Genomic DNA, 24034 nt, shown 5'->3' with positions numbered 1-24034 from the left:
CCCGACGGAAGTACTAACCCAAACCCGTGTTAGTACAAACCTCCCGACGGAAATACAAACCTAAGCCCGTGTTAGTACAAACCTCCCGATGGAAGTACAAACCCAATTTGGGGGAATATCTTTGTTCATCGGCAAAAGCGGGTAGGAATACATGCAAAAGAAGCAGAGCCAACCCGAATTGCTTTTGGTTGGCTCTGCTTCTTCACTGCATACGCTATTGGTTATACGGCAGCAATAAACACATCGAGCTTAGGCAGCAAGTACTTCACCTTTTGCAACGATGAGATCTTAATGGTTCCGATAACGTAGCTGTATTCCTTCGACGAGTACTTTTCGGTGATATCCTCGAACTCGAAGTGGCTAAACGCAAGGCTGTCGCGGTAGCGTAGGTAGATCTTTACCTCGGTATCGGTGGTGTAGGTTGGCGGAGTAAAGAGCGTGTGCTTCTTGTACTCGTACTTGTAGCTGTGCGCGCGGGCGGTAATATCCGAAAGAACCGACGAAGCAGTTGGGAATGCCCCAGCCCCCTTGCCAAACATAAACTGCTTCTCGTAGTACTCGCCCTCGATGATCACGCCGTTGTACTCGTTCTCCACCGAATAGATATACTCTTCGGGAGAAACCAGTTTTGGCATTACAAACATGGTGAAGTTACCATTGTCGAGTTTGGTAACCTGCGCCACCAGCTTAATCTTAAGCCCCTTCTCCTTGGCATACTGAATGTCGCAAGGTGCAAGATTTGGAATGCCGCAGTTGAAGATATCCTTGGGCTTAACCAGCGTACCAAAGGCATGCAGGGTGATGATGATAAGCTTAAACATCGAATCGTAGCCCTCTACATCGAAGGCAGGGTTGCTCTCGGCAAAGCCTAGTTCTTGAGCCAACTTAAGGGCGCTATCGTAGTCGCCATTCTCGTTGAAGATTTTGGTAAGGATGAAGTTCGAAGAGCCGTTAAGAATACCGGTGATAGACTTCAGCAGGTCGTTATCGTAGTACTCCTCGAGGTTACGGATAACGGGGATGCTACCGCAGGCGCTGGCGTCGTAGAGCAACGACACGTTGTGCTTCTTCTGTATTTCGATCAGTTCCTCAAGGTGCTCGGCAAGCATCTTCTTGTTGCCCGACACCACGCTCTTGCCCTTAAGCAACGAAGCCTTTACGATATGGTATGCCTCATCGGCATTGTCGATAAGCTCTACAACCAGGTTGATGGACTCATCATTGATAATTTCGTTGGCATCAGTGGTGTAGAAGTTTTCCGATACGTTTCGCTTCTTATCGAGGTGCTTAATGCACACCTTTTTTATAGTAGCATCTACCGTGCGGCTGTTTTTTAGCACGTGGTAAAGCCCTTCGCCTACCACCCCAAATCCAAAAAGACCAATATTCAGGTTTGTCTTCATCGTTCTATATTTCTTTGTTTTTTTATTATTCTGATTTTGGGAAGTCGGGAAAAGTAAAGATTGGGACACCATTGAAGTATACCTTAATAAAATACTTGGTTCTCATGCCCACCCGTCCAAACGGGAGGATAATCATGCTTTGCTTCTGAATTCTATGCATCCTTTAGCTTCTCTTACTTCTTCGACTTTTGTCTTGCGTCTTGATACTGGTATCTTGTGTCTTGAGTCTTGTATCTTACATCTACCACGTATCGTACTGAAGAACGCAGCATTCCAACTCCTCCTCGCCGCAATCGGAGGCGTAGAAGTCCTCAATTACCCGGCTCAGCTGCCGCCACTCCAAAAGAAATCCATCGTGCCCGAAGTTGGAGCTGATTGAGGCAAACTGTGCATTAGCGATAAGCGCCTTCAGCGCGCGCTGCTCCTCTATTGGGAAAAGGAAATCGGTGTCGATACCAACCAGCAGCGTCTTTGCCTTAATTTTCGAAAGCGCAGCAGCCACTCCACCCCTATTGCGCCCCACATTGTGCGAGTCTATAATGCGGGTAAGCGTGTAATACGAGTAGGCATCGAAGCGGTTAGCCAGCTTTTGCCCCTGGTATTGCTGGTACGATGCAGCACGCGTATTCTCTAGGCTATCGCCATCCTCCTCGAACTGGGTTTTGTTATACCCCTCGTAGCTGCGGTAGCTAACCAGCGCAACGGTACGAGCTGCCTTAAGCCCATCCAAGCCACCATCGGGCCTATCCTCAAAAAAAGTCTTATCAGCACGAATAGCCATGCGCTGGCTCTCGTTTAGCGCCGTAGCCCAAGGGGTAACCCGTGCATTGCTGGCTACTATAATAAGATGTTCGCAAACATTGGGATTGATGATAGCCCACTCCAACGCCTGAAAAGCTCCAATCGAACCACCAATAAGCGTATGAACCCGATCTATTCCCAAATGCTTACGAAGCAGCTCGTGCGCAATGGCAAGGTCACGAACGGTGATTTGAGGGAAAGATCTAAAGTAAGGCTTGCCAGTTTCGGGATTGGTTGAAAGCGGACCGGTGGTGCCATAGCACGAGCCAATCATGTTGGCGCACACCACAAAGTAGCGAGAAGTATCGTAATACTTACCCGCACCAACCAGCACATCCCACCAATCCTCCACATCGGAGTTGGCGGTAAGGGCGTGGCAAACCCAAAGAACGTTATCCTTCGCAGGATTAAGCGTTCCTGAAGTATGATAAGCAATGTTCAATTCAGGGAGCACCTCCCCGCACTCCAGCGGGAAGGTACGTCCTAAACAGTACTGATGTTTATTCATTTATCTAAATAGAATTAAAAGCTTGTTCGAGATCGCTAATTATATCATCGACATATTCTATTCCTACTGAGATGCGAAGCTGAGACGGGGTTACCCCTGCAGCACGCTGTGCCTCTTCGTTAAGCTGAGAGTGAGTTGTTGCCGATGGCTGAATAATAAGCGTTTTGGCATCTCCCACGTTAGCAAGATGGCTAGCAAGTTTAAGGTTTTCAACAAACTTAGTTGTTTGTTCCTTGGTTCCGTTAATCTCGAATGATAACACCGAACCAAAGCCGTTCTTCAAATATTTTTTTGCCACTTCGTGACTTGGATGGCTCACCAATCCTGGAAAAAAAACGTTTTTAACCTTGGCATGACCATCTAGCCAATGAGCTATTTTGAGGGCATTACTATTATGCCTCTCTACACGAAGCGAAAGCGTTTCGAGACCTTGTATCAGCTGAAAAGAATTGAATGGGCTGATTGTTGATCCAAAATCGCGAAGACCTTCCAGTCGTGCTTTTAGGATATACGAAACATTTCCAAACAGGTCCCAAAGCGAATGACCATGGTAGGAGTCCTGAACCTCCGATATTTCTGGAAACTTACCGTTTGCCCAGTTAAAGTTACCTCCATCTACAATAACACCTCCCATAGTGGTTCCGTGACCTCCAATCCACTTGGTAGCCGACTCAACAACAATGTTTGCACCATGCTCTAAAGGACGGACGGTATAGCCACCCGCGCCAAAGGTGTTATCTACAATAAAAGGAATCTCATGCTTTGCGGCAAGAGCGCCAAGCGCCTCAAAATCGGGAACAACAAACGATGGATTACCAATAGACTCTGCATAAATTGCCTTGGTATTCTCGTCGATCAGTTTTGCAAAGTCTTCCGGTTTTTCGCTTTCGGCAAAGCGAACTTCAACCCCAAGACGGGCAAACGTAATCTTAAACTGGTTGTAGGTTCCCCCATATAGGTAAGGCGACGAAATAAAGTTATCCCCTTCCTTTAGTATATTATTAATGGCAATAAATTGAGCAGCATGCCCCGTTGCAACCGCCAACGCAGCCACACCGCCTTCGAGAGCAGCAACACGCTTCTCAAACACATCGGTAGTTGGGTTCATCAGGCGAGTATAGATATTTCCAAACTCTTTTAGTCCAAAAAGGTTGGCAGCATGTTCGGAGCTATTAAAAGTATACGATGTCGTTTGGTAAATGGGTACTGCGCGAGAATTAGTAGCGCTATCTACCTCTTGTCCTGCGTGTACCTGAAGTGTATCGAAATGTAATTTGTTTGCTGACATGGTTCAAATAAGTTTTAAATTAAACATAGCAATGCCATAACCGCTTATGGCTTGAATTTTTTATCCTGCTAAAGCACCAAAATAAGCTGCTATAGCAAAGATGCCCCATACGGTTTAAGGGTAAACTGAAAAGGATGCAGCAATGTTCTAAACATCGCCATTGCAAAGAGAGATGATTATTCGCGCAGCTAGCGCATTCGTGGCATTGTAGCAGCGCTACCTATTGCCACAGCTGAGATAAATCGTAGAAATGAAAATTCTGATTTCATGCTGTTGTTTTTAAATTATAAACCCCGTATAACTTGGGTAGGTTTTAGCACCATCTCCCCGTGGGGGAAGGTTGCTAGAGCTTCAACGAGCCTATTCTCTCCACTCTTCTTTATAACTCAAACAACCCTTTGGAAAGGATTATTGAACTGGTACAAAAGTACACCTTTTATTAATTTGGACAAGCCTCAACCTGCATTTACACATTCTTTAACTCAATGAAGACCAAACGAAAAGTGAATTTATCTGCTGTTTATCGGTTAAATAGGCTACAAAAAAACGATGCCATCCTTTATGGGATGGCATCGTTAGAAAAATTAGCGCAAGTCTTTTAGCAGCTCATTTCGCCTGCGTTCTTCTTTGCCGAAAGCAGGTTATAGGCTCCTTTTACTACAACTTTAGCAGTCTTTACATCGAACTTTTCGGGCAGAGTCACCTCGGTAAAACCTCCGCTGGCAACTCCCTTATGAACTTCAACCATACGGTACTCGGTAACAGGCTTGCCTTTTTCGGTTTTGTTTCTATCAAAAACAAAGATGTAATCTTTATCGTCGAAGCTTACAATTGCATCAGAGGGAAGTGCAGCCACATTACTGCTCGAAGCGTCGATTACGGCGTTAACGTACATGCCTGGAATTACATTCTTGCAGCGTTTGGTCACGCTGGCATACACCTTATAGGTTTTATCGGCATTTACCGACTTACCGGTTTGGTAGATTACCCCCTCATGCTGCTCGGTTTCGTTATTGATGAAGAAGTGAATCTTCTGCCCTACAGAAACCTTATCGGCATCCTTTTCGAAAAGGGTAAGCTCGAGGAAAAGTTTATCGCCATTTACGATTTCGAATAGCACATCAGAAGGTGCTACGTACTTACCGATGTTTACATTCACCGTTTTCACGAATCCTGATATTGGCGAGAGCACCGGAACCGATCTGCTGATATTTTCGGCATGCAGCTTAGATGGATTTATACCGATAAGCCCCAACTTCTGCTCTAGCGCCTTTACCTGAGCTTTTAGGCTCTTGTAATCGGCTGTAACCTGTTGAACGTTCTGCTTAGAGTAGACATCATCCTTGTACAGATCGTTGTGTCGCTTATAATCATTTTCTGCAAATTCGTACTTGCTCTTCGCCTCCAGATACTGTTGCTGGACATCCACGAACTCCTGATTCTCCAAGGTAGCAAGCACCTGCCCTTTACGAACGGCACAGCCCGGAATCAGCGAAGTACTTTTCACAAAGCCTCCCATTGGCATGCAAACCGTGGCCAAGTTCTGTGGGGCGACAGAAACTACGCCGTTTACCTTAAGCGTACCGTTCAACGTTCGATTTTCAACAGCCCCCATCTCGATGTTGGCCATCTTAATCTGGTCGGCACGGAGTTCGACCACATCATCGGGAAGAACCTCTCCCTCCTTTTCTTCTGCTCCGCCTTTACTGCCTCCGACACACGAAGCCATCGCTAACGCCGAGAGCAGGATTATGGAAGGCATAAGTAATCTATGTTGTATCATTGCTTTTGCTTTTAAAAGATTTTACCTGTTATTGAGTCGATAGAGATTATGGCCTGGTTGTAGCTGTTAAGCGCATCCAAGTAGCCCTGCTTCACGCTCATTGCCCGATTCAGGGAAAGGATGTACTCCAAGTAATCCAATGCGCCGCCCTTATAGCTTCGCGATGCCTGATCGATGATGTTGTCGGCTTCGGGTAACGCCTGCTTCTCGTAGTAATCGAGCGTACCGCTAAGCTTTGCGTACTCATCGAGCAAGGAAGTGTAGGTACCAGCCAACGACTTGGAGTAGTATTCGGCATTAGCCTGGGCAACTCGCTCCTTAAGCTTGGCCGCTTTGCTCCGAGAGGTGTACGGTGTGCTCCAAAGTGGAATAGAAATGCCTGCCTGAATGGCCGTAAAGCGATCGCCTGTGCCAAATGTTCGAGGAGCACCGTTAACATCCTGTACCCCGACGATGGTTTGGCTGGATACGCCGATGCTGAAGTCGGGCATCATGCGGCTAAGCTCAACCTTTCGCTCATACTTCGAGATCTCTACCTCCTGTGCCGCCAAGCCTAGGGTTGGATTTGCGCCAAGCACCGCGCTATCGCGAACAGGCGTAAAGGGAAGACGAACCAGTACGGTATCGGTTGGATTTACCTCTACATCTAGGTTCAGCAGATTCTGCAGATTCCGCTTGTAGATGACCAAATCGGCCTTTACCTGCCTCAGCTGGTTCTTCATCTCCAAGCTTTGCGAACGGGCGGTAACCATTTCGAGGCGATTGGTCTCGCCAACATTTGCCCGACGCTCGGCTGCCCGTTGGAAGCCTGCGAAAAGGCTATCCTGATAGGCGAGTAATCGCTGCTTGGCGTAGAGATACGCCAGCTGGTAGTACACCTGCTTTACCTGAGAGGCAACATCGAGCTGTGCAGCCTTTAGCTGCCATTCGCTACTGGTTACGTTGGCCCTTGCTAGCTTGTTCTGGTTAACATACACCGTAGGGAAGGCAAATGTTTGCGACACGGTAAGCCTGTTATCCCTGCTATGCGAGCTAAGCTGTCCCGTTTCCCCCAGTAGCTGCGTCTTGGGGATATCCCACGATGCACCAACCAGCGCCCGTTGCGCATCTACCGAATAGGAAGAGGCCTTAACGGCAAGATTGCTATCCAACGCAATTTGAACAGCCTTCTTTACGTCGACCGATAGCGGGCGTTGCTGCGCCATCAGCATATTAGAGAAGGTAGCACCTGCAACCATCAGCAACAGCATCGACAAAACCTTTGTGCCCTTGCGGCTAAACAGCTTTCGGAAGCTGTGGGTCGAGAAGATGATGTAGAAGATCGGTAGGATAACCAGCGTAAGGAACGTGGCAGAAATAAGCCCGCCAATTACCACCGTAGCTAACGGTTTTTGCACCTCCGCTCCTGCCGATGTTGATAGCGCCATTGGAAGGAAGCCTAACGATGCCACGGCAGCCGTCATGATTACCGGGCGCAGACGGGTATGTAGCCCTTTCCGTATTCTTTCGACGATATCGGTAATCCCCTCTTTCTCCAAGCGGTTGAACTCGGCGATGAGCACGATGCCGTTTAGCACCGCAACACCGAACAGGGCGATAAAACCAACCCCTGCCGAGATCGAGAAGTTCATGCCGCGCAGCCAGAGGGCGAACACTCCGCCAATAGCCGACATCGGAACTGCCGAGAAGATGAGCAAGCTCTGCTTCACGGAGTGGAAGGTAAAGAAGAGCAGAACGAATATCAGCAGCAGGGCAACCGGTACGGCTACCGAGAGCCTTGCCTTTGCCGCCTCGAGGTTCTGGAACTGCCCGCCGTAGGTTACGTAGTACCCCGTTGGCAGCGTTATCCGCTTATCTATCTTGCTGGTCACTTCGGCAATTACGCTTTGCACGTCGCGGTTGCGCACGTTGAAGCCGATGGTGATGCGTCGTTTGGTATCCTCGCGCGATACCTGTGCAGGCCCCGACTTGATCTGCACGGTGGCAATCTGATCGAAGGGAATTTGCCCCCCATTGGGCAACGCTACCGAGAGGTTCTTTACATCGTCGAGGCTATGGCGGTAATCCTTATCCAAGCGCACCACCAAGCCAAACCGCTTCTCCTGGTCGAACACCACTCCGGCCTGACTACCGGCAAATGCGGCCTGTAGGGTGCGATTTACGTCGCTAACCGAGAGCCCGTACTGGGCCAGACGGTCGCGGTTGTACTCCACCTGAACCTGCTCCAGTCCGGTTACCTTCTCCACGTTGATATCTTCGACGCCATCAATTTTACGAATGATCTTTTCGACCTCGTCGGCCTTATCCGAGAGAACATCAAGATCATCCCCAAATATTTTGATGGCGATATCCTGCTTTGCACCTGAGAGCAGCTCGTTGAAGCGCATCTGAATTGGTTGCTGGAACTCGAACTTCACCCCTGCAAGAACGGAGAGCTTATCCTCCATCTTCTCGGCGAGCTCCTCGCGCGTCTTGGCGCTTGTCCACTCGCTCTTATCCTTCATGGTAATGACGTAGTCGCCCGTTTCCATAGGCGTTGGGTCGGTAGGGATCTCGCTCGACCCAATTTTGCAGACCGTATGCTTTATCTCGGGGAAGTTTTCCAGCAAAATCTTGTTGGCAGCCTTTACCTGGTCGATGGTGTTGGAGAGCGAACCGCCTTGCAGCGTGATAACGCCTGCAGCAATGTCGCCCTCTTCGAGCTGAGGAATGAACTCGCCCCCAAGGCGGGAGAACAGCAGCACGCTAACGAGGAATAGGCCGATGGCGGAGTATACCACCAAGCGCTTGCGCCTTAAGGCAAAGTCGATAAGCGGCGTGAATCCTTTGTGAAGCTTATCCATTAGCTTATCGGAGAAGCTGCGCTTGTGCTCGGTTCGCTTGCTGAGGAACAACGCCGAAATCATCGGCACATAGGTGAGCGAAAGGATGGCGGCGCCCACCAAAGCAAAGGTAACAACCTGCGCCATGGGGCGGAACATCTTTCCTTCGATGCCCACCAACGCCATAATAGGCAGGTAAACGATAAGAATGATCACCTGACCGAAGGTAGCAGAGCTCATCATTCGTTTGGCTGACTCGAAAACGTTCTCGTCCATCTGCTGCTGGGTGAGGCGTTCGACTCCCGGGTGATGATGTCGGCTCATGAATATGCGATGTACAACGCTTTCAACGATAATCACCGCGCCATCCACAATCAATCCGAAGTCGATTGCCCCTAAGCTCATCAGGTTGCCCGATACCCCAAACAGATTCATCAGCGAAAGGGCAAAGAGCATCGAAAGCGGAATCACTGACGCTACAATAAGCCCCGCTCTCAGGTTGCCAAGCAGGAGTACCAGTATAAATATGACAATTAGGGCTCCCTCAATAAGATTTTTCGAAACGGTACCAATGGCGCGCCCTACTAAATCGGAGCGGTTTAGGAATGGTTCAATGTGTACCCCTTTGGGAAGCGATTTTTGGATAGACTTAATACGAGTCTCTACGTTTTCGACAACCTGATGGGCGTTTGCTCCCTTGAGCATCATCACCACGCCGCCAACGGCCTCGGAGGTATCAACCACCAGCGCTCCGTAGCGCGTGGAACTGCCGTACTGTACGGTGGCAACGTCGCGGATGAGGACAGGAATGCCAGAAGAGCTGCTCTTTACAACAATACTCCCGATGTCCTCCAGCGATTTTACCAAGCCAATCCCTCGGATGAAGTAGGAAGTTGGCTTTTTATCGATGTAGGCGCTCCCAGTATTCTCGTTGTTGCGCTCCAGCGCCTCGAAGATGTCGGAAAGGGTAAGGTTCATCGCCCTAAGCCTGTCAGGGCTGATGGCCACCTCGTACTCCTTTACAAAACCACCGTAGCTGTTGATGTCGGCAACGCCGGGAGTCCCCAGCATCTCGCGCCGAACCACCCAATCCTGAAGCGTGCGCAGCTCCATGGGCGTGTACTTGTTCTCCAGCCCCTTGTCGACGGCCAAGCGGTACTGGTATATCTCGCCAAGCCCCGACGAAATGGGCGCCAGCTCGATCTTGGCTAGTCCGGGAGGAATCGATTCCTCGGCCTCCTTCAGCTTTTCGTTGAGCTGCTGGCGTGCCCAGTAAAGATCAACCCCATCCTTAAATACAACGGTTACCACCGATAGCCCAAGGCGCGAGATGGAGCGCAGCTCGATGATGTCGGGGATATTGGCAACCGCCACTTCGATGGGGGCGGTTATGAAGCTCTCCACCTCCTGCACCGCCAACGATGGCGCGCGCGATATTACCTGAACCTGGTTGTTCGTAATGTCGGGGATGGCATCGACAGGAAGCTGGATTAACGAGTAGATGCCCCACCCGGTTAACGCCAACACCAGCAACCCGATAATAAACTTATTCTTTATCGAAAAATGTATTATACGTTCTATCATAGCCCAAAATGAGTTAATCTAACGTGAGTTCGATGTCGCATAGAACTTCTCCAAGAGTGTCATCCCGTGCTTATCACGGGATCTGCAACGTTGTTCGAAGGACATTCTTTGGCCATCTTGTATTTTATAGACGCTTAAAAGTCCTTCGGACGGTCATTTAGATGCCGGAACAAGTCCGGCATGACCGCATTTTGAAAGGTTGCTCCTAAAATCGAACTGACGTTAAGCCAATAAAAAGATAAGCACAACGCCGTTTAACTATAGCGTAAATGCCAAAAGCTTTGTAAGAGGATTAAGCCAGCTGAGGGGGCTGCCAGATAGAAAAGGTGGGAGCGCTAACCTTGCTTGTTCGATACTCCTTGTACGATTGGAGATGCACAACGTAGCAGCTAAGCTGAATAGCCTTAGCGAGGTAAACGACAGGTATCGAGCAACAGCTGCAGGTGCAAAAGGGCGAGCAATGATCGGCCTCGTGGTGGTGACTACCGCCGGCTGCATGAGCCATTTCGGTTTTTGCTAGCGCACACTCGTCGTGGCACTCAACACAAGGAATAGAGATAAGCACCAAAACGTATAAGGATAGTATGAAGGCTAGCAGTCGAAGCATAATCGTTGCCAGCAAATATATAAAATAATGCAACAGGTTGAAGGATCTACGACGAAAAAGGCTTTAATTCATTCACCGCTCATGCAATCTAAGCTGGGGCTCTACCTTCCCAAGCTTTTTACCATACCAGAGGCGACTCTGCTGATCGAGTTTTCGGCATAGGCTGCAGCCACAAGCTCAAGGCCAATGCTTCCTTACGGTAGAAACAATCGTAGCTACTGCTTCCCTTTAAAGTAGCCTTGCAGCAACAGCCTTAATAGATTCTCTCCATGTATCATACGGTTTACTTCACTCCATCAACACCTGTTAAACCCAATAATGGCAAAGCATTCATGATTTTTTAAAAAACCACAGGTGCTTTTCTCAAAACCATCCGCCATTTTCTCTTTTCCTTCGACGGTTTTCTCAAAACCGTCCGCCATTTTCTCTTTTCCTTCGATGGTTTGCTCAAAACCATCCGCCATTTTCTCTTTTCCTTCGATGGTTTGCTCAAATCCATCCGCCATTTTCTCTTTTCCATCGATGGTTTGCTCAAAACCGTCCGCCATTTTCTCTTATTCTTCGACGGTTTGCTCAAAACCACCCTTCATTTTTCCCACTACTCCAACCAAAACCTTTTTACCGTTTGGCTTATTCCGATAGCGGCCGTTACGTAGCAGCCCGTCGAGCATGCTGAGCGGCTGGCAGTAGAGCACTTCCGGCACGTAAGCTCCCAGCTTGCAGATGGCATCGCCCGCTGCCGCTCCTTTGACGGAACAAAGCTAGCTCCATAGCACCACCTCTTCCTCTTCTATAGCTATTTTTTAAAAATATTTCATTCCCCTCAAAAAAACCCCAAAGCCCCATAAAATAAGGAATTCGAAAGACAACACACAACGCAGCAGGAAGATGAAACTACAAAACTATTTCACTTTATTTTGTAATATTAATTAATTTCCCTAATTTTATAACAGTAAGGAATCGGTCAGCGGTACATTACGCCTTGCGCTGCACCTGCCATATCGCAGCACAAGCCATCGGGCTGACAGCATTCCCAGCTACCCAATTAACATAACTACTAATTTAAAGACGGAAAGGAGGTATTTTTATGGCAAGAACAAAACGGACTTCAACCTCGATCGACAATCTGAAGCAACGGTTTTCAGGAATGATGTCCATTGATCCAAAGCTCGATCTCGGAAATGGAATTACCACTGCAGAGGCCGAAACCCTGATCAAAACTGGCGACGTAAGTCTACAGGATTACAACACGATCCTATCGGTTTGCGACGACAAGCAGTACAGTCTCGAAACGATCGAGAAAAAGATCGACAAGTTCAGTACCGCGATTCTTTCGTCCGTAGCGCTTAAGTACGGAAAGGATAGCATCGAGTACGAGCAGGTAGGTGGCACGCGCACCAGCGACATCAAGCGCAAGAATAACAAAAAGAAACCTAAGTCGCCCCCCTAAAAGGAGCAGGAATAGCGTTTCTTACGGTTATTGAATCAAAAAAAGTAGGCTTCCTCATTAGCAGGAGGCCTACTTTTTTTTGTTCGGGTTAAGCGCAGCCGCCCATTCAGCAATAAAGCTTAACCCAACCGCCAACAAGGGAATTCTCCCTCAGAACCAGCCCCAGCATACCGGCTCGCGTAAGTTCGAAAAATAAAGCGATCGATACCTCGAAAGGTATGTACCGGACCTAAATTCCAAGGTAAATCTAATATGAAACAGTAATAGGATAGTAATCGACACATTATCTTTACAACCGTTTAAGTCAATGCCAAGCTGGCAATATGTATGTAAGGAGTCTTTACGATGGCACAGAGCTAATGCAGCTGCTCGTACCAGCTATTCTCCTGCTAAGAAATACCAAACCCCAAGAGATCTAAAAAATGAAAAGGTTAACAAAAACAATGAGCGATTGCAGATTCTGCTGCAATCCACTACAAAGGAGCCGAAGGTTGCTCTCGAGAAAAATCAGTAAGGTAGAAGAAGTTTTGGAGCAGCAGCCATAGCAACTTGCTGGCATTAGCAGGCAGCTAAAGCATACAGGCGCACCATCACAAAACGTTACGACGTAACGTACCAACATCCACATCCAATTCGGAATACCCATAAGCAATGGGGTTCGGGGCCGCCCAAAGGCGATCGACCGACCATTGCTGCGGCATAGGTGGATATCAACAGGCGCAAAAATGGACCGGTTAGCAACACCGGAGGTTCGCCAATGCCCTAATGCCAGCCAGCATTATGCTCATCAGCCACGAAAAAGAGATTTAAGGTTAACATAAATAGACATGCTAAAAATTGAGAAAAAGAATATCGTCTCAGATATTCTAGGGGCTATGCAGCAACACCCCAATCGCAATGCATTTGTAGTTGAAGCTGTGCTCTATACGTATGCGCAGCTGGGAGAAAAGGTTGGCGGAATCATGAACTTTCTGTCGACCCTCCAAGATGAAAGAGTTGGCGTTATCGCAGAGAATTGTATCGAAACCTATGCGGCGATACTGGCGACCCTAATGAGCGGGAAAACGTACGTAATCCTTCACCCCTCCTATCCCGAAGAGCGCAACCTTAAGATTGCCGGAATGGCAGGCCTACAAACCGTTCTGTTCGCGGGCAGCTTCGATACGGAAGCCTTTCGCCAGCGAGGCATTGTAACGGTTGACGCAGCCACCCTACCAGAACAGGCCATTTGCGCATCGCAATGCCAAACCGACGCTACGGCAAACGCCTACATCATGTTCACATCGGGAAGCACCGGCGAGCCAAAAGGAGTTCCCATCTCGCGAAGCAATCTGAATGCCTTCTACCGCGCCTACAACGAGCTGGGATGGAAGCTGAACGAGCACGATCGCATGTTGCAGATGTTCGAGCTCACCTTCGACCTATCGGTGGTGTCGCTGCTGCATCCGCTAACGCTTGGTGCCTGCGTTTATCCGGTAGGATACCGCGATGTAAAGCACATCAAGGTATTCGAGCTGCTGGAGGACTACCAGATCACCTTCGCCGCCGTTACGCCCTCGCTGCTGCAGCTGCTGTCGCCCTACTTTGCCGACATCCACCTGCCCGAGCTTCGGTACCTTATACTAGCGGCCGAGGCATCGCAGGTAGCGCTGCTCGACCAGTTCAGGGCATCGGTACCCAACGCCGAATTCATCAACCTATACGGGCCAACCGAAGCAACCATCTACTGCTCCTGCTACCGAATACCCGCTACGGGGTGCAAGCACCACAATGGAATGGTGGCAATCGGGCAACCGTTCGATGGCATTGAGGTGCTTATTGCCGACGAGCAGGGAAAATCCCTCCCTAAAGGACAGATGGGCGAGCTCTGGGTCTCGGGCGAACAGATCATGAACGGCTACCTCGATGCCCCCGAGAAAAGCTCCGCTGCACTGGTGCAGCTCGCCAACGGAAAAACCTACTACCGAACCGGCGACCTGTGCATCATCGACGATAACGACGATATCATCTACTGCGGACGCCAAGACTACCAGGTAAAGATCCAAGGATTCCGCATCGAGCTTAGCGAGATCGAGTACACCGCAAAACAGTTCTTCGACAACCTGTGCAACGTTGTCGTTATTCCGACAATGCACCAGGGAATGTTCAACGAGCTGCACATGGTGGTGGAAACCCTCGACTGCGCCGAGGGCGAGCTGCACGGATACCTAAAGGAGAAGCTTCCCCACTACATGATCCCCAACAAGATCCACTGCATCCCGCAGTTCCCCGTAACCACCAGCAACAAGATAGACCGAAAGAAAATAGCACAACTCATTTAAACATCACAATAGCTATGACCCACTCAGAAGCATTAGCTCACGTACAAACCATTTTTCAAGAGGTGCTCAAGCGAGAAGGTATCCTCCTTACCGAATCGTCTACCGCCAACGACGTTGACGGTTGGAACTCGCTTTCGCACATGCTTATCATATCGAGTATCGAAAAGCACTTTGCCATTCGATTTAACTTCCGCGAAGTTGTTAAGCTCAAGAATGTCGGCGACCTTTGCAACGCCATCGTAACCAAAAAGCAGTAGGCCGATGCAGTTCCTTTCTTTTAGCTTTTTGGTGCTATTCGTCCTTTGCTTTGCCCTGTGCTATGCGCTGCGGCAGCGCTTCCGCAACGGGCTGCTGCTACTTGTTAGCTTCGTATTTATTGCTTGGTACCATCTGCCATTCCTGATAACCGCAGTAGCGGCGGCGCTGTTCACCTTCGCTATGGCGCAGCGAATTGAGCAAAGGTACGCACAGGATAAGTCTGCAGGGGGGGCTTACCTCACCGGCATTGTTGGTCTCGTCTTAGCATGGCTCTTCTTCCACTACAGCGCGTTCTCGCTGGGGATAATCCACACCCTAGTTCCGTTCTCAGGCAGCGGATCGCTGTCCGAGCGCCTAATTATCCCCCTTGGGATGTCGTTCTACACCTTCCAGGCCATCGGGTACCTCACCGACATCTATTGGCAGGAGTACAAGGCCGAGCGCAATCCGGTCGACTTCATGCTCTACATGCTTTTCTTCATGAAGTTCCTCTCCGGGCCCATCGAACGAGGGGAAACAATGCTGGCACAGCTCAAGCATCCGAAGCCTTTCGAGTACGCATCGGTAGTTGCCGGTTTGAAGCTCATCTTTTTGGGGCTTTTCAAGAAGCTACTTATTGCCAACCAGCTTACTCCCTATACCGACGCCATGTTTTCGAACATCCACAACCTCTCGGGCGTTGAGCTGCTGATGACTTGCCTAATCTACCCCATCGAACTCTACGCCGACTTCTCGGGATACTCGGATATCGCCATCGGAGGCGCAAAGATGCTGGGGATTGAGCTTTCGCCCAACTTCAAGAGCCCGTTTGCCGCGAGCAGTACCTCCGACCTTTGGCGCCGATGGCATATGTCGCTCTCGTTTTGGGTTCGCGACTACCTGTACGTTCCGCTGACAGCAACCGCCCGCGCTTGGGGGCTGTGGGGAATCTTCCTGAGCCTGATCGTAACCTTTGTTGCCCTAGGCGTATGGCACGGCGCTGGCTGGACATTCGCCATCTACGGGCTGATACAGGGTCTGCTCATCTGCTGCGAGACAGCAGTGCCCCGCTTTAGCCAAGGCCTGCAAAAGATAGTGGGGCGCCACGTAGCCCACGCCATAATGGTAGTCCGAACATACCTTTTATTTTCCCTATCGCTAGTATTCTTTCGGATAGGTTCGCTTCCGGATGCCCTCTACTTCCTTCGTCATATCTCCTTTAGCGTGCACCACACCTGGAAGGAGCTTAGCATCGGAATAAACGACCACAGCTGCCTGGTAGCAGGTTCTGCTCTGCTGCTACTGTTCGTTTATGAGTACTTCGATTCGAAGAAAGACCTGGACAAAGCGCTGGCGCATCAGCCTGCACTCCTTCGCTGGAGCATCTACTACATTCTGGCCTTCGTCCTACTCACCCTCGGCAAATTCGGAACCGATAGCTTTATCTACTTACAATTTTAACCGAATCGTTGAAGAGATGTCAATACTTGCTAAAATACAACCCAAGCCCCGCTTTTGGCTGAAGGCCTTTCTGCTGCTGTTGCCGTTCCTATCGGTGGTGGCCGTTTACTTCGTCTTCGACCCCTTCATGGTGCTGCACCGCTACAAGCGCTTCGACAATACGCACGTCATGCTCGGCGAAGCGTACGTGGGCTGGCAGAACTACATGGCCAACCGCGACTCTATCCCTTTCAACTCGTTTATAATGGGAAACTCCTGCACCATGGCCTTCAGGAGCGACGAGTGGGAAAAGCACCTAGACCACTCCGACCGCGCTGTCCGCTTCTTCGACACTGGAGAGAGCCTTGGAGGGGTTTGCCAGAAGCTCCAAGTGCTAGACTCCGCTGGAGCACCAATAAAGCACGTGCTAGTGGTAGCCAACAAGACCATGCTCAAGGATATCTTCCCCATGCAGGAGAACGGCCACCTATTCGCACCCGAAGCGGCCAAGGTAAGTCCGCTGGAGTTCCAGCTCAGCTTCCTGCAAAAGTTCCTCGACCCGAATATTGCCATCCCCTACCTGGGTTACCTAGCTAGCGGCAAGTACTCGTCCTACATGAAAGGGGTTATCTCTCCCGATGCCCCCATCCGCGAGCCCTATACCAATAACTTCATCAACCCTCACGAGAAGGAGATACAACGCTTGGGCGAACGCTACTGGCAGCGGTACAAAACAGAGTTTACGCCCCGAAGGGAGGCCGGCAAAGAGGAGGAACGCACCGTATACTGCGAGCAGCTGAAGCTGCTCCGCAAGATAAGGGCCGTATGCGACAAGCACGGCGCCGACCTGAAGTTCATCATCGGCCCCGAATACAACCAAAAGAGAACCAACCATGAGGATATTGCGCTACTAAAGGCCATACTAGGCGCATCTTCCGTTTGGGACTTTACTGGAATAAACCCTTACACCTCCGACATTCGTAACTATTACGACAGGGGACATTTCCGCCCCGAGGTGGGAAAGCAGCTGCTGGAGTTTATCTACCAAAAGAAGAACAGCTAGCGTTTTTGCTAGGAGGTTTTCTACATCACACAATAGGGAGGAAGAATAAGGTACAACACCTTTTCTTCCTCCCCTTTTTATTTGCATCATCCAAACGCAGAATATTTGTGTAGCTTTATGGGGTAAAACACCAGCAACGTAATTCTCTTTGAGGGTTTCGTGTTAACCTCTTAAACATCTGAAGTAATGAAAGCAACAAGCACGCTGATGCTCCTAGCCTGTATCGCCATTTCGCTGAGCGGCATGGGCGCTACAAACGAGCACAACGCTACGCCAAAAGGCAGCAGCAAGAGCGCCGGCATTACCACCGGCGCCGAACAAACCGAGAAGTACATTCCCTACCTACAGGGCAAAAGGGTTGGCGTGCTCGCCAATCCAACCACCGTAATCGGCAAAAGGCATCTTGTAGATAGCCTGATAGCAAGAGGCATCAACATTGTAAAGGTTTTTGGGCCCGAACACGGCTTTAGGGGCAACGCCAGCGCCGGAGTAGACGTAAACGACGAGGTAGACAGGACAACCGGCCTTAAGGTGATCTCGCTGTACGGTTCGAAGCAGAAGCCATCGCGCGAAGACCTTGCCGATATCGACATCATGGTGTTCGATATCCAGGATGTGGGATGCCGATTCTACACCTATATTAATGTACTGGGGAAAATTATGGAGGCTTGCGCCGAGAATGGGAAGGAGCTGCTTATCCTAGATCGCCCAAACCCCAACGGCTACCTGGTTGACGGTCCTATCCTCGACATGCGCTTAAAGTCGGGCATCGGCATGTTCCCCATTCCGATTGCTCACGGATTGACCATCGCCGAATTCGCCCAAATGGTGAACGGCGAGGGTTGGCTGCCCAACAAGATGACCTGCAAGCTGAAGATCATCCGCATGGTTAACTACAACCACGACATGGAGTACACCCTTCCGGTAAAGCCATCGCCCAACCTGAATACGCAGCAGAGCATCATGCTCTACCCTTCGGTCTGCCTCTTCGAGGGAACCATCGTAAGCCAAGGACGCGGCACCCATACCCCCTTTACCGTGCTGGGAAGCCCGCTGCTTAAGGGCAAGTACACGTTCTCGTTTAAGCCCATCAGCATTCCGGGCATGAGCGAGACTCCCCTACACATGAATGAGGTGTGCTACGGGATAGACTTGCAGAGCTACGACATCAAAAAGCTAAGGAAAAGCAGACGAATCAACATCCAATGGATGATAGACCTCTACAACGCCTACCCCGACAAGGAACGCTTCTTCGACAAGAGCCAGAGCCGGCAGATTGGCAACATCGACTACCTTGCCGGCACCTACGACTTCAAGAAACAGATCATCGATGGCAAATCGGCGAAGGAGATTCAGGCCTCGTGGGAGCCGCAGCTCTCGCAGTACAAGGAGATGCGGAAGAAGTACCTGCTCTACAAGTAGCATAGCGCATATAAATGCATCTCATGTAAAGGCGGTTGTCTCTTAATATGGTCACATGCAACTAGTATGAAATACGTTCATCTACTTTGGTGAATTTCTGCATTTATACTCGTTTCGCTTTTAGAATTTTGTTTTAAGAAAGCATAAGATCATACTAAAACAGGCTGTCGAAAGTTTCCTGCTCTATCGATAGTAAAGGGTTCTCCTGCCTCGTGTAGAAGAACCTTTTTTTAATTTTCACTTTATAAAGAAAATCGCAAAAAAAAAACCGCTACTTTAGCGACATATCTTTATAATCGTAAATCTTAGCAAAAGTATTGGTATCGCATTCTTTCGGCAAAGCCCAACTTGAGGAAAAGATTCACGCATTAAGAGTAAACAAAACAATCTGCCGATCCCCTATAGTATTGTCTTTTTAAGGTAAACAAGCAGGAAAGCAGATGTATAGGCTGGAAACAATATAAAACTAAGAAACTATGCGCTATTTCTTCTTTTTGCTCATTCTATTAACCTCTTGCAGCTCGGTAGAATTGGACAAGGAATACCTAAAAAAGAATTACAGCACCAAGGAGCTGGAATACTTTGGAGAGGTTGGCTTCTATACCGGTAATTCGGTAAAAAAGTGGCAGAAGAACATAACAATCTCACTGGTAGGCACCCCAAAACAAGGCGATATAGCGCTAGTAGATAGCATCATTAAGGAAGTTATGCCACTAGTAGCCCCTATTAGAATAGAACGTAAGGATAGTGATGGTAATCTAAAGATTAAGCTTGTTGATAGGGTTGATAAAGGCTATGCCAATCAGCATGTAAAATTGGGCTTTTTTAATGAGTTCCAATATTCTGACATTAACCTACCCAATAACCTAAAGGGAACCTTACGACAAGCTACATTGAGGCATGAATTTCTTCATGCGCTAGGGCTTCATCATCCTATTGAAAAAGGAACAGGAACTCTTATCGAATCAAATGTCGAATTTGTGGATTTTGACATGGAAAATGTTAAGAATTACAGATTTTCAGAATTAGATAAACGCATGATTAAGATGCTATACGATAAAAATATTATAAAAGGTCTAAAAAAGAAGGATTACTTACAGACATTAGGTCTAAAAGAAAAGCTACACCCTACACATGGAATACTAAGCACACGGCAGTAATGGTAATTGACCTGCTAAATCCGAACAATAGAATATGGACATGAAGCTAATCACATTCCTTGTGCTCTTATTTGCTTTATCCAATCTAACGATGCGGAAGAAGTACCTGCTCTACAAGTAGCATAGCGCATAGCATCGCCCTTTAAGCGAATTATAGTAATACCTGAATCATCCAGCTGGAGGGTTCAGGTATTCTTGTTTAGCCATTTCGCAAAAACAGCTGATGCAACTGACGAAAAAGTGCAAGTAAAGCTCCAAACTAAGGGCAACCTGCTCGCTAGTTAAAAACAAAAGCATAGCTTTGCTGTTAATGGACAAAAATTGAACCTATGAGATCACTACTAGCTGTTGCCTTTTTGCTGGTTGGGGTAGCATCATACGCCCAAAACAATGCAGTTTTAAGCGGCAGGATATACAGCTCTAAAAATGGAGCCCCCATACCCTTTGCAACCGTTATCGTTTGGGGAACGCAGCAGGGAACAACCGCCAACGAAAATGGCGAATACGAAATTAAGGGATTAAAACCCGGATACGTACAGCTAAAGGTTAGCGCCGTTGGCTTTATGCCTGCAATATCCAGCGAGGTACTTACCACCAACGCTAAAAGAGCAACTCTCGATGTTGCAATGGAGGAAACCTCGGTAAGCATTGAAGGAATTACCATTAGGGCAAACAACTTCAGGAAGAGCATAGAAAGCCCCGTAAGCCTATCGCGCATTGGCATCGAAGAGATTGAGAAAAACCCCGGAGGCAATCGCGATATCTCGAAGGTAATTCAATCTTTCCCCGGAGTATCTTCGGCTGCGGCATTCCGCAACGACATTATCGTTAGAGGTGGAGGTCCTAGCGAGAACAAGTTTTACCTAGATGGCATCGAGGTTCCAACCATCAACCACTTCTCTACGCAAGGTGCCTCGGGCGGACCTGTTGGGGTGATTAACGTAGACTTTATCCGCGAGGTAAACTTTTACTCGGGCGCGTTCCCATCCAATTCCAACGATGTGCTTAGCTCTATCCTCGACTTTAAAATGATTGATGGGAATCAGGATAAGCTAAAGTTTAGGGCAACTGTAGGTGCCTCCGATCTTGGATTGACGTTGGACGGCCCAATATCCGATAGAACAACGTTCATTGCTTCTGCCCGCCGAAGCTACCTTCAGCTGCTCTTTAAGGCGCTTAAGCTCCCCTTCCTCCCAACCTACAACGACCTTCAGCTTAAGGTAAAAACGAAGATCAACAGCAAGCAGGAGATCTCGGTTATCGGTCTTGGTGCCTACGACATCAGCAGGCTGAACAAGAGCATCGGCAACCCAGACGAAGAGCAGCGCTTTATCCTGAACTACCTGCCCGAAAACGACCAGTGGAGCTACACGCTGGGCGTGGTGTACAAGCAGTACCGCGAGAAGAGCGTCAACACATGGGTGGTTAGCCGCTCCCACTTCTTCAACAAGGAGTACAAGTACCCCAACAACGACGAGAGCCAGCCCAAAATACTCGACTACTCATCCGCCGAAAAGCGGAATAGGCTGCGCTTCGAGCACTCGAACGAGGTATCGGGCTACAAGCTGGGGTATGGCGCAAATGTTGGCGTCGACGAGTACTCCAACTCCACGTTTGAGTTGGGATTCAAGAATGGCACCCCCTCCACTACCGACTACAGCAGCAGCCTAAACCTCTTCGGCTACGGCGCATTCTTCAACATCGCCAAGAGCTACCTGAACGAGAAGCTATCGCTGGCGCTTGGGGCTAGGATAGACGGCAACAGCTACTCCTCGTCCATGCGAAACCCCTTCGAGCAGGTATCTCCCCGCTTTTCGCTAAGCTATGGCATTGCCAAGGAGGTGTTCTTCAACTTCAACATCGGCAGGTATTACCAGGCCCCTCCCCTTACCTCGATGGGATACGCCAACGCCAAGGGCGAGCTGGTAAACAAGCGCAATGGGCTAAGGTACATCGAGGCAAACCACCTGGTTGCCGGATTCGAGTACCGCCCCAGCGAGAAGGATAAGCTTACCCTGGAGGGATTCTACAAGATATACCGAAACTACCTCTACTCGGTAACCGACTCGGTTGCCATTGCCAGCAAGGGGGGCGACTACGGCGTTTTTGGCAACGAGGAGCTGCGCTCTAGCGCCAAGGGCACGTCGTACGGGTTGGAGCTGATGTACCGCTCGAAGGATTTCTACGGGTTTAACCTCGTGGGTGCCTACACGCTCTTCTGGAGCAGGACCAAAAGCAGCAGCAACCGCAGCGGCGCCAACGGGTGGATCCCCACGTCGTGGGACAATAGGAACATCGTTACCCTAACGGGCTCCCGGATATTCGGCAAAAGCTGGGAGGCGGGCGTTAAGTGGCGATACCTTGGCGGCAGCCCCTACACGCCCTACGACATCGACAAGTCGAGCATAAAGGAAGCCTACGATGCCGTTGGCGGTCTCTACTACGACTACTCGCAGTTTAACCAGCTTCGTCTAAGCTCCTACCAGCAGCTCGACCTTCGCGTGGATAAGACCTACTACCTAAAGAAGTGGTCGATGAACTTCTACGTCGATATCCAGAATGTCTTAGGATCGAAGCAGAAAAGAGCCGATGTGTACCTGCCCGAGCTCGACGCCAACGGCAAACCGGTTGTTGTACCGGGCAATCCCGACAGGTATAAGCTCAAAAAGGTGGCGATGAAGGGCTCCGGCACCATCCTTCCGACAATTGGGGTGATACTGGATTTCTAATAGGGATAAGCAGCCTACGATTGAAGATAATGATGCTCTGGCACGACTGTTCGTTTTGAACGACATGGTCGTTGTTAGGGCAAATGTTGCGATTATCGTTCGAACGTTCGTAGGGGCGAAATATAAAATTTATCGTCATTCCATTTGGTCGGATTACCTACGATGTATTCGGCGATATTCTGGTACGACCGTTCGTTGCGAATGATATGTTCGTAGTAGTTACGTTGCCAAACGTTCTGAACGGTGGTGTTTTGCCGCATCCATTTGGTAACGCCAATTTTAAAACCGCGTAATATCGAACCAATCGTGCGCGATGTTCCCCGTATCACCATTTTTGCATCTGCAGGGGCGATGATTGGGGTAATCGTTGGGGCGATCGTGGGGGCGATAATAGGGGCGATAATAGGGGCGAAATATTTTTCGCCCCAACAAGCATCCACAATTTGCACAATGCCGTGCACATGGTTGGGCATTATTATGTATTCGTGTAAAACAACATTTGGATAATGGCGAGGAATCTCCAACCAGCACTGTAGGGCTGCACGCCCTGCATCGTTCAAAACCATTTCCCCATTTTCAATATTACCCAACAAACAGGCCCTATTGTATACGCATAGGGTTACAAAGTACAAGCCTGCTTGCGAATAGTCGTATCCTTTTAAGCGGATGCTTTGCCGATGGTGAATATTTGGATTATAGCCCATTTCTAAATGGTTTTGGCATTCACAGCTGAGATGTTTTCAAACGAATTACAATTTACAAAATTGTATTCGTACGGGCGAAATATTTTTCGCCCAACCAACGTACGGGCGAAATGTTTTTCGCCCCAACCGCGTACGGGCGAAATATCTTTCGCCCCTTCCAACCACATACGGGTGAAATATTTTTCACCCCTACCAACCGCGTATGGGCGAAATATCTTGTTCTTAAAGGATGCAACCAAAGCAACCGGTACCGAAATCTCGTTCAATTCGCTTCCGCCACAAACGGAGCAGCCTTACTTTCATATCCACCGAAAAAACGAGGAGACCTATATAATCCTAAAGGGTTTCGGTTTCTTTCAGGTAGATGAAGACTGCTTTAGCATTAAAGAAGGGAGCGTAATACGGGTTGCCCCTCAAGGGAAACGCGGCATCTGCAACTCTTCCGACGAAACTATGATTTATATGGTGATCCAGTCTAAAGAGAATTCGTTGGAGGAGCATACCTCTGCTGATGGAGAAAGACTTCCGGTAGAACCTAAATGGAGGTAAAGCCAAAGCTAAGCTGCGGCTTACTTACCACAGCTAACAAGCAGCAAAAAAGCCAAGCACTACCGCATTTGTAGCGGTGCTTGGCTTTTTTTGTTTGCCGTTTAATTGCGGTCAAAGACCGCTACTTATATGCGACATAGTCACAGACTATGCCGAGCCTTGA

The 24034-nt window shown here is 49.0% G+C and carries 17 protein-coding genes and 1 riboswitch; of the genes, 9 read left to right on the top strand and 8 right to left on the bottom strand.

Features of this window, described 5'->3' with window-relative positions:
• Positions 1-221: 221 nt before the first annotated feature.
• The 7 genes from ACHZA1_RS16500 to ACHZA1_RS16470 form a co-directional block, all read right to left on the bottom strand.
• The gene (locus ACHZA1_RS16500; RefSeq protein ID WP_320052962.1) at positions 222-1403 is read right to left on the bottom strand and encodes a homoserine dehydrogenase; all 1182 of its coding nucleotides are present in this window, start codon (positions 1401-1403) and stop codon (positions 222-224) included.
• Between the two features lie 241 nt (positions 1404-1644).
• Positions 1645-2712: a homoserine O-acetyltransferase gene (gene metX, locus ACHZA1_RS16495; RefSeq protein ID WP_320052961.1), complete on the bottom strand. Its 1068-nt coding sequence runs from the start codon at positions 2710-2712 to the stop codon at positions 1645-1647.
• A 4-nt stretch (positions 2713-2716) separates the two neighbouring features.
• Positions 2717-4000: an O-acetylhomoserine aminocarboxypropyltransferase/cysteine synthase gene (locus ACHZA1_RS16490; RefSeq protein ID WP_320052960.1), complete on the bottom strand. Its 1284-nt coding sequence runs from the start codon at positions 3998-4000 to the stop codon at positions 2717-2719.
• 281 nt (positions 4001-4281) lie between these two features.
• Positions 4282-4388, bottom strand: a riboswitch (SAM riboswitch).
• Between the two features lie 210 nt (positions 4389-4598).
• Complete coding sequence (locus tag ACHZA1_RS16485; protein ID WP_320052959.1) at positions 4599-5783, bottom strand: efflux RND transporter periplasmic adaptor subunit; 1185 nt, start codon at positions 5781-5783, stop codon at positions 4599-4601.
• Positions 5784-5794: 11 nt separating this feature from the next.
• Positions 5795-10189, bottom strand: coding sequence for a CusA/CzcA family heavy metal efflux RND transporter (locus ACHZA1_RS16480; RefSeq protein ID WP_320052958.1), 4395 nt, complete (start codon positions 10187-10189; stop codon positions 5795-5797).
• A gap of 292 nt (positions 10190-10481) precedes the next feature.
• Positions 10482-10796 (bottom strand): DUF6660 family protein, encoded by a 315-nt coding sequence (locus tag ACHZA1_RS16475; protein WP_320052957.1) that lies wholly within the window; start codon positions 10794-10796, stop codon positions 10482-10484.
• A gap of 296 nt (positions 10797-11092) precedes the next feature.
• Positions 11093-11344, bottom strand: a complete 252-nt coding sequence (locus ACHZA1_RS16470; protein WP_320052956.1) for a hypothetical protein — start codon at positions 11342-11344, stop codon at positions 11093-11095.
• 539 nt (positions 11345-11883) lie between these two features.
• Between ACHZA1_RS16470 and ACHZA1_RS16465 the strand changes: the two genes are divergently transcribed.
• The 8 genes from ACHZA1_RS16465 (at position 11884) to ACHZA1_RS16430 (ending at position 22618) form a co-directional block, all read left to right on the top strand.
• Positions 11884-12246 (top strand): hypothetical protein, encoded by a 363-nt coding sequence (locus ACHZA1_RS16465; protein WP_320052955.1) that lies wholly within the window; start codon positions 11884-11886, stop codon positions 12244-12246.
• 827 nt (positions 12247-13073) lie between these two features.
• Positions 13074-14567: an amino acid adenylation domain-containing protein gene (locus tag ACHZA1_RS16460; protein WP_320052954.1), complete on the top strand. Its 1494-nt coding sequence runs from the start codon at positions 13074-13076 to the stop codon at positions 14565-14567.
• Positions 14568-14581: 14 nt separating this feature from the next.
• Positions 14582-14824: an acyl carrier protein gene (locus tag ACHZA1_RS16455; protein ID WP_320052953.1), complete on the top strand. Its 243-nt coding sequence runs from the start codon at positions 14582-14584 to the stop codon at positions 14822-14824.
• 4 nt (positions 14825-14828) lie between these two features.
• Positions 14829-16265, top strand: a complete 1437-nt coding sequence (locus ACHZA1_RS16450) for an MBOAT family O-acyltransferase (protein WP_320052952.1) — start codon at positions 14829-14831, stop codon at positions 16263-16265.
• 16 nt (positions 16266-16281) lie between these two features.
• Positions 16282-17307, top strand: coding sequence for a hypothetical protein (locus ACHZA1_RS16445; RefSeq protein ID WP_320052951.1), 1026 nt, complete (start codon positions 16282-16284; stop codon positions 17305-17307).
• A gap of 186 nt (positions 17308-17493) precedes the next feature.
• Positions 17494-18729: a DUF1343 domain-containing protein gene (locus ACHZA1_RS16440; protein ID WP_320052950.1), complete on the top strand. Its 1236-nt coding sequence runs from the start codon at positions 17494-17496 to the stop codon at positions 18727-18729.
• Between the two features lie 476 nt (positions 18730-19205).
• Positions 19206-19889 (top strand): hypothetical protein, encoded by a 684-nt coding sequence (locus tag ACHZA1_RS16435; RefSeq protein ID WP_320052949.1) that lies wholly within the window; start codon positions 19206-19208, stop codon positions 19887-19889.
• 329 nt (positions 19890-20218) lie between these two features.
• A complete protein-coding gene (locus ACHZA1_RS16430) occupies positions 20219-22618 on the top strand; it encodes a TonB-dependent receptor (protein WP_320052948.1) in 2400 nt (799 codons plus the stop codon).
• 92 nt (positions 22619-22710) lie between these two features.
• Here the strand turns inward: ACHZA1_RS16430 and ACHZA1_RS16425 are convergent, their stop codons facing one another.
• Positions 22711-23208 carry a transposase gene (locus tag ACHZA1_RS16425; RefSeq protein WP_320052947.1) on the bottom strand — a complete coding sequence of 166 codons (498 nt, stop codon included), beginning with the start codon at positions 23206-23208 and terminating at the stop codon, positions 22711-22713.
• Between the two features lie 285 nt (positions 23209-23493).
• On the opposite strand from ACHZA1_RS16425, the gene ACHZA1_RS16420 reads away from it, so the two are divergent.
• Entirely contained in the window at positions 23494-23871 is a 378-nt protein-coding gene (locus tag ACHZA1_RS16420) for a cupin domain-containing protein (protein ID WP_320052946.1), read from the top strand.
• Positions 23872-24034 lie beyond the last annotated feature (163 nt).

The sequence above is a fragment of the uncultured Acetobacteroides sp. genome (assembly GCF_963667355.2).
In the GTDB taxonomy this organism is placed as follows: domain Bacteria; phylum Bacteroidota; class Bacteroidia; order Bacteroidales; family ZOR0009; genus Acetobacteroides.
This window is presented reverse-complemented; position numbering and strand designations above follow the sequence as displayed.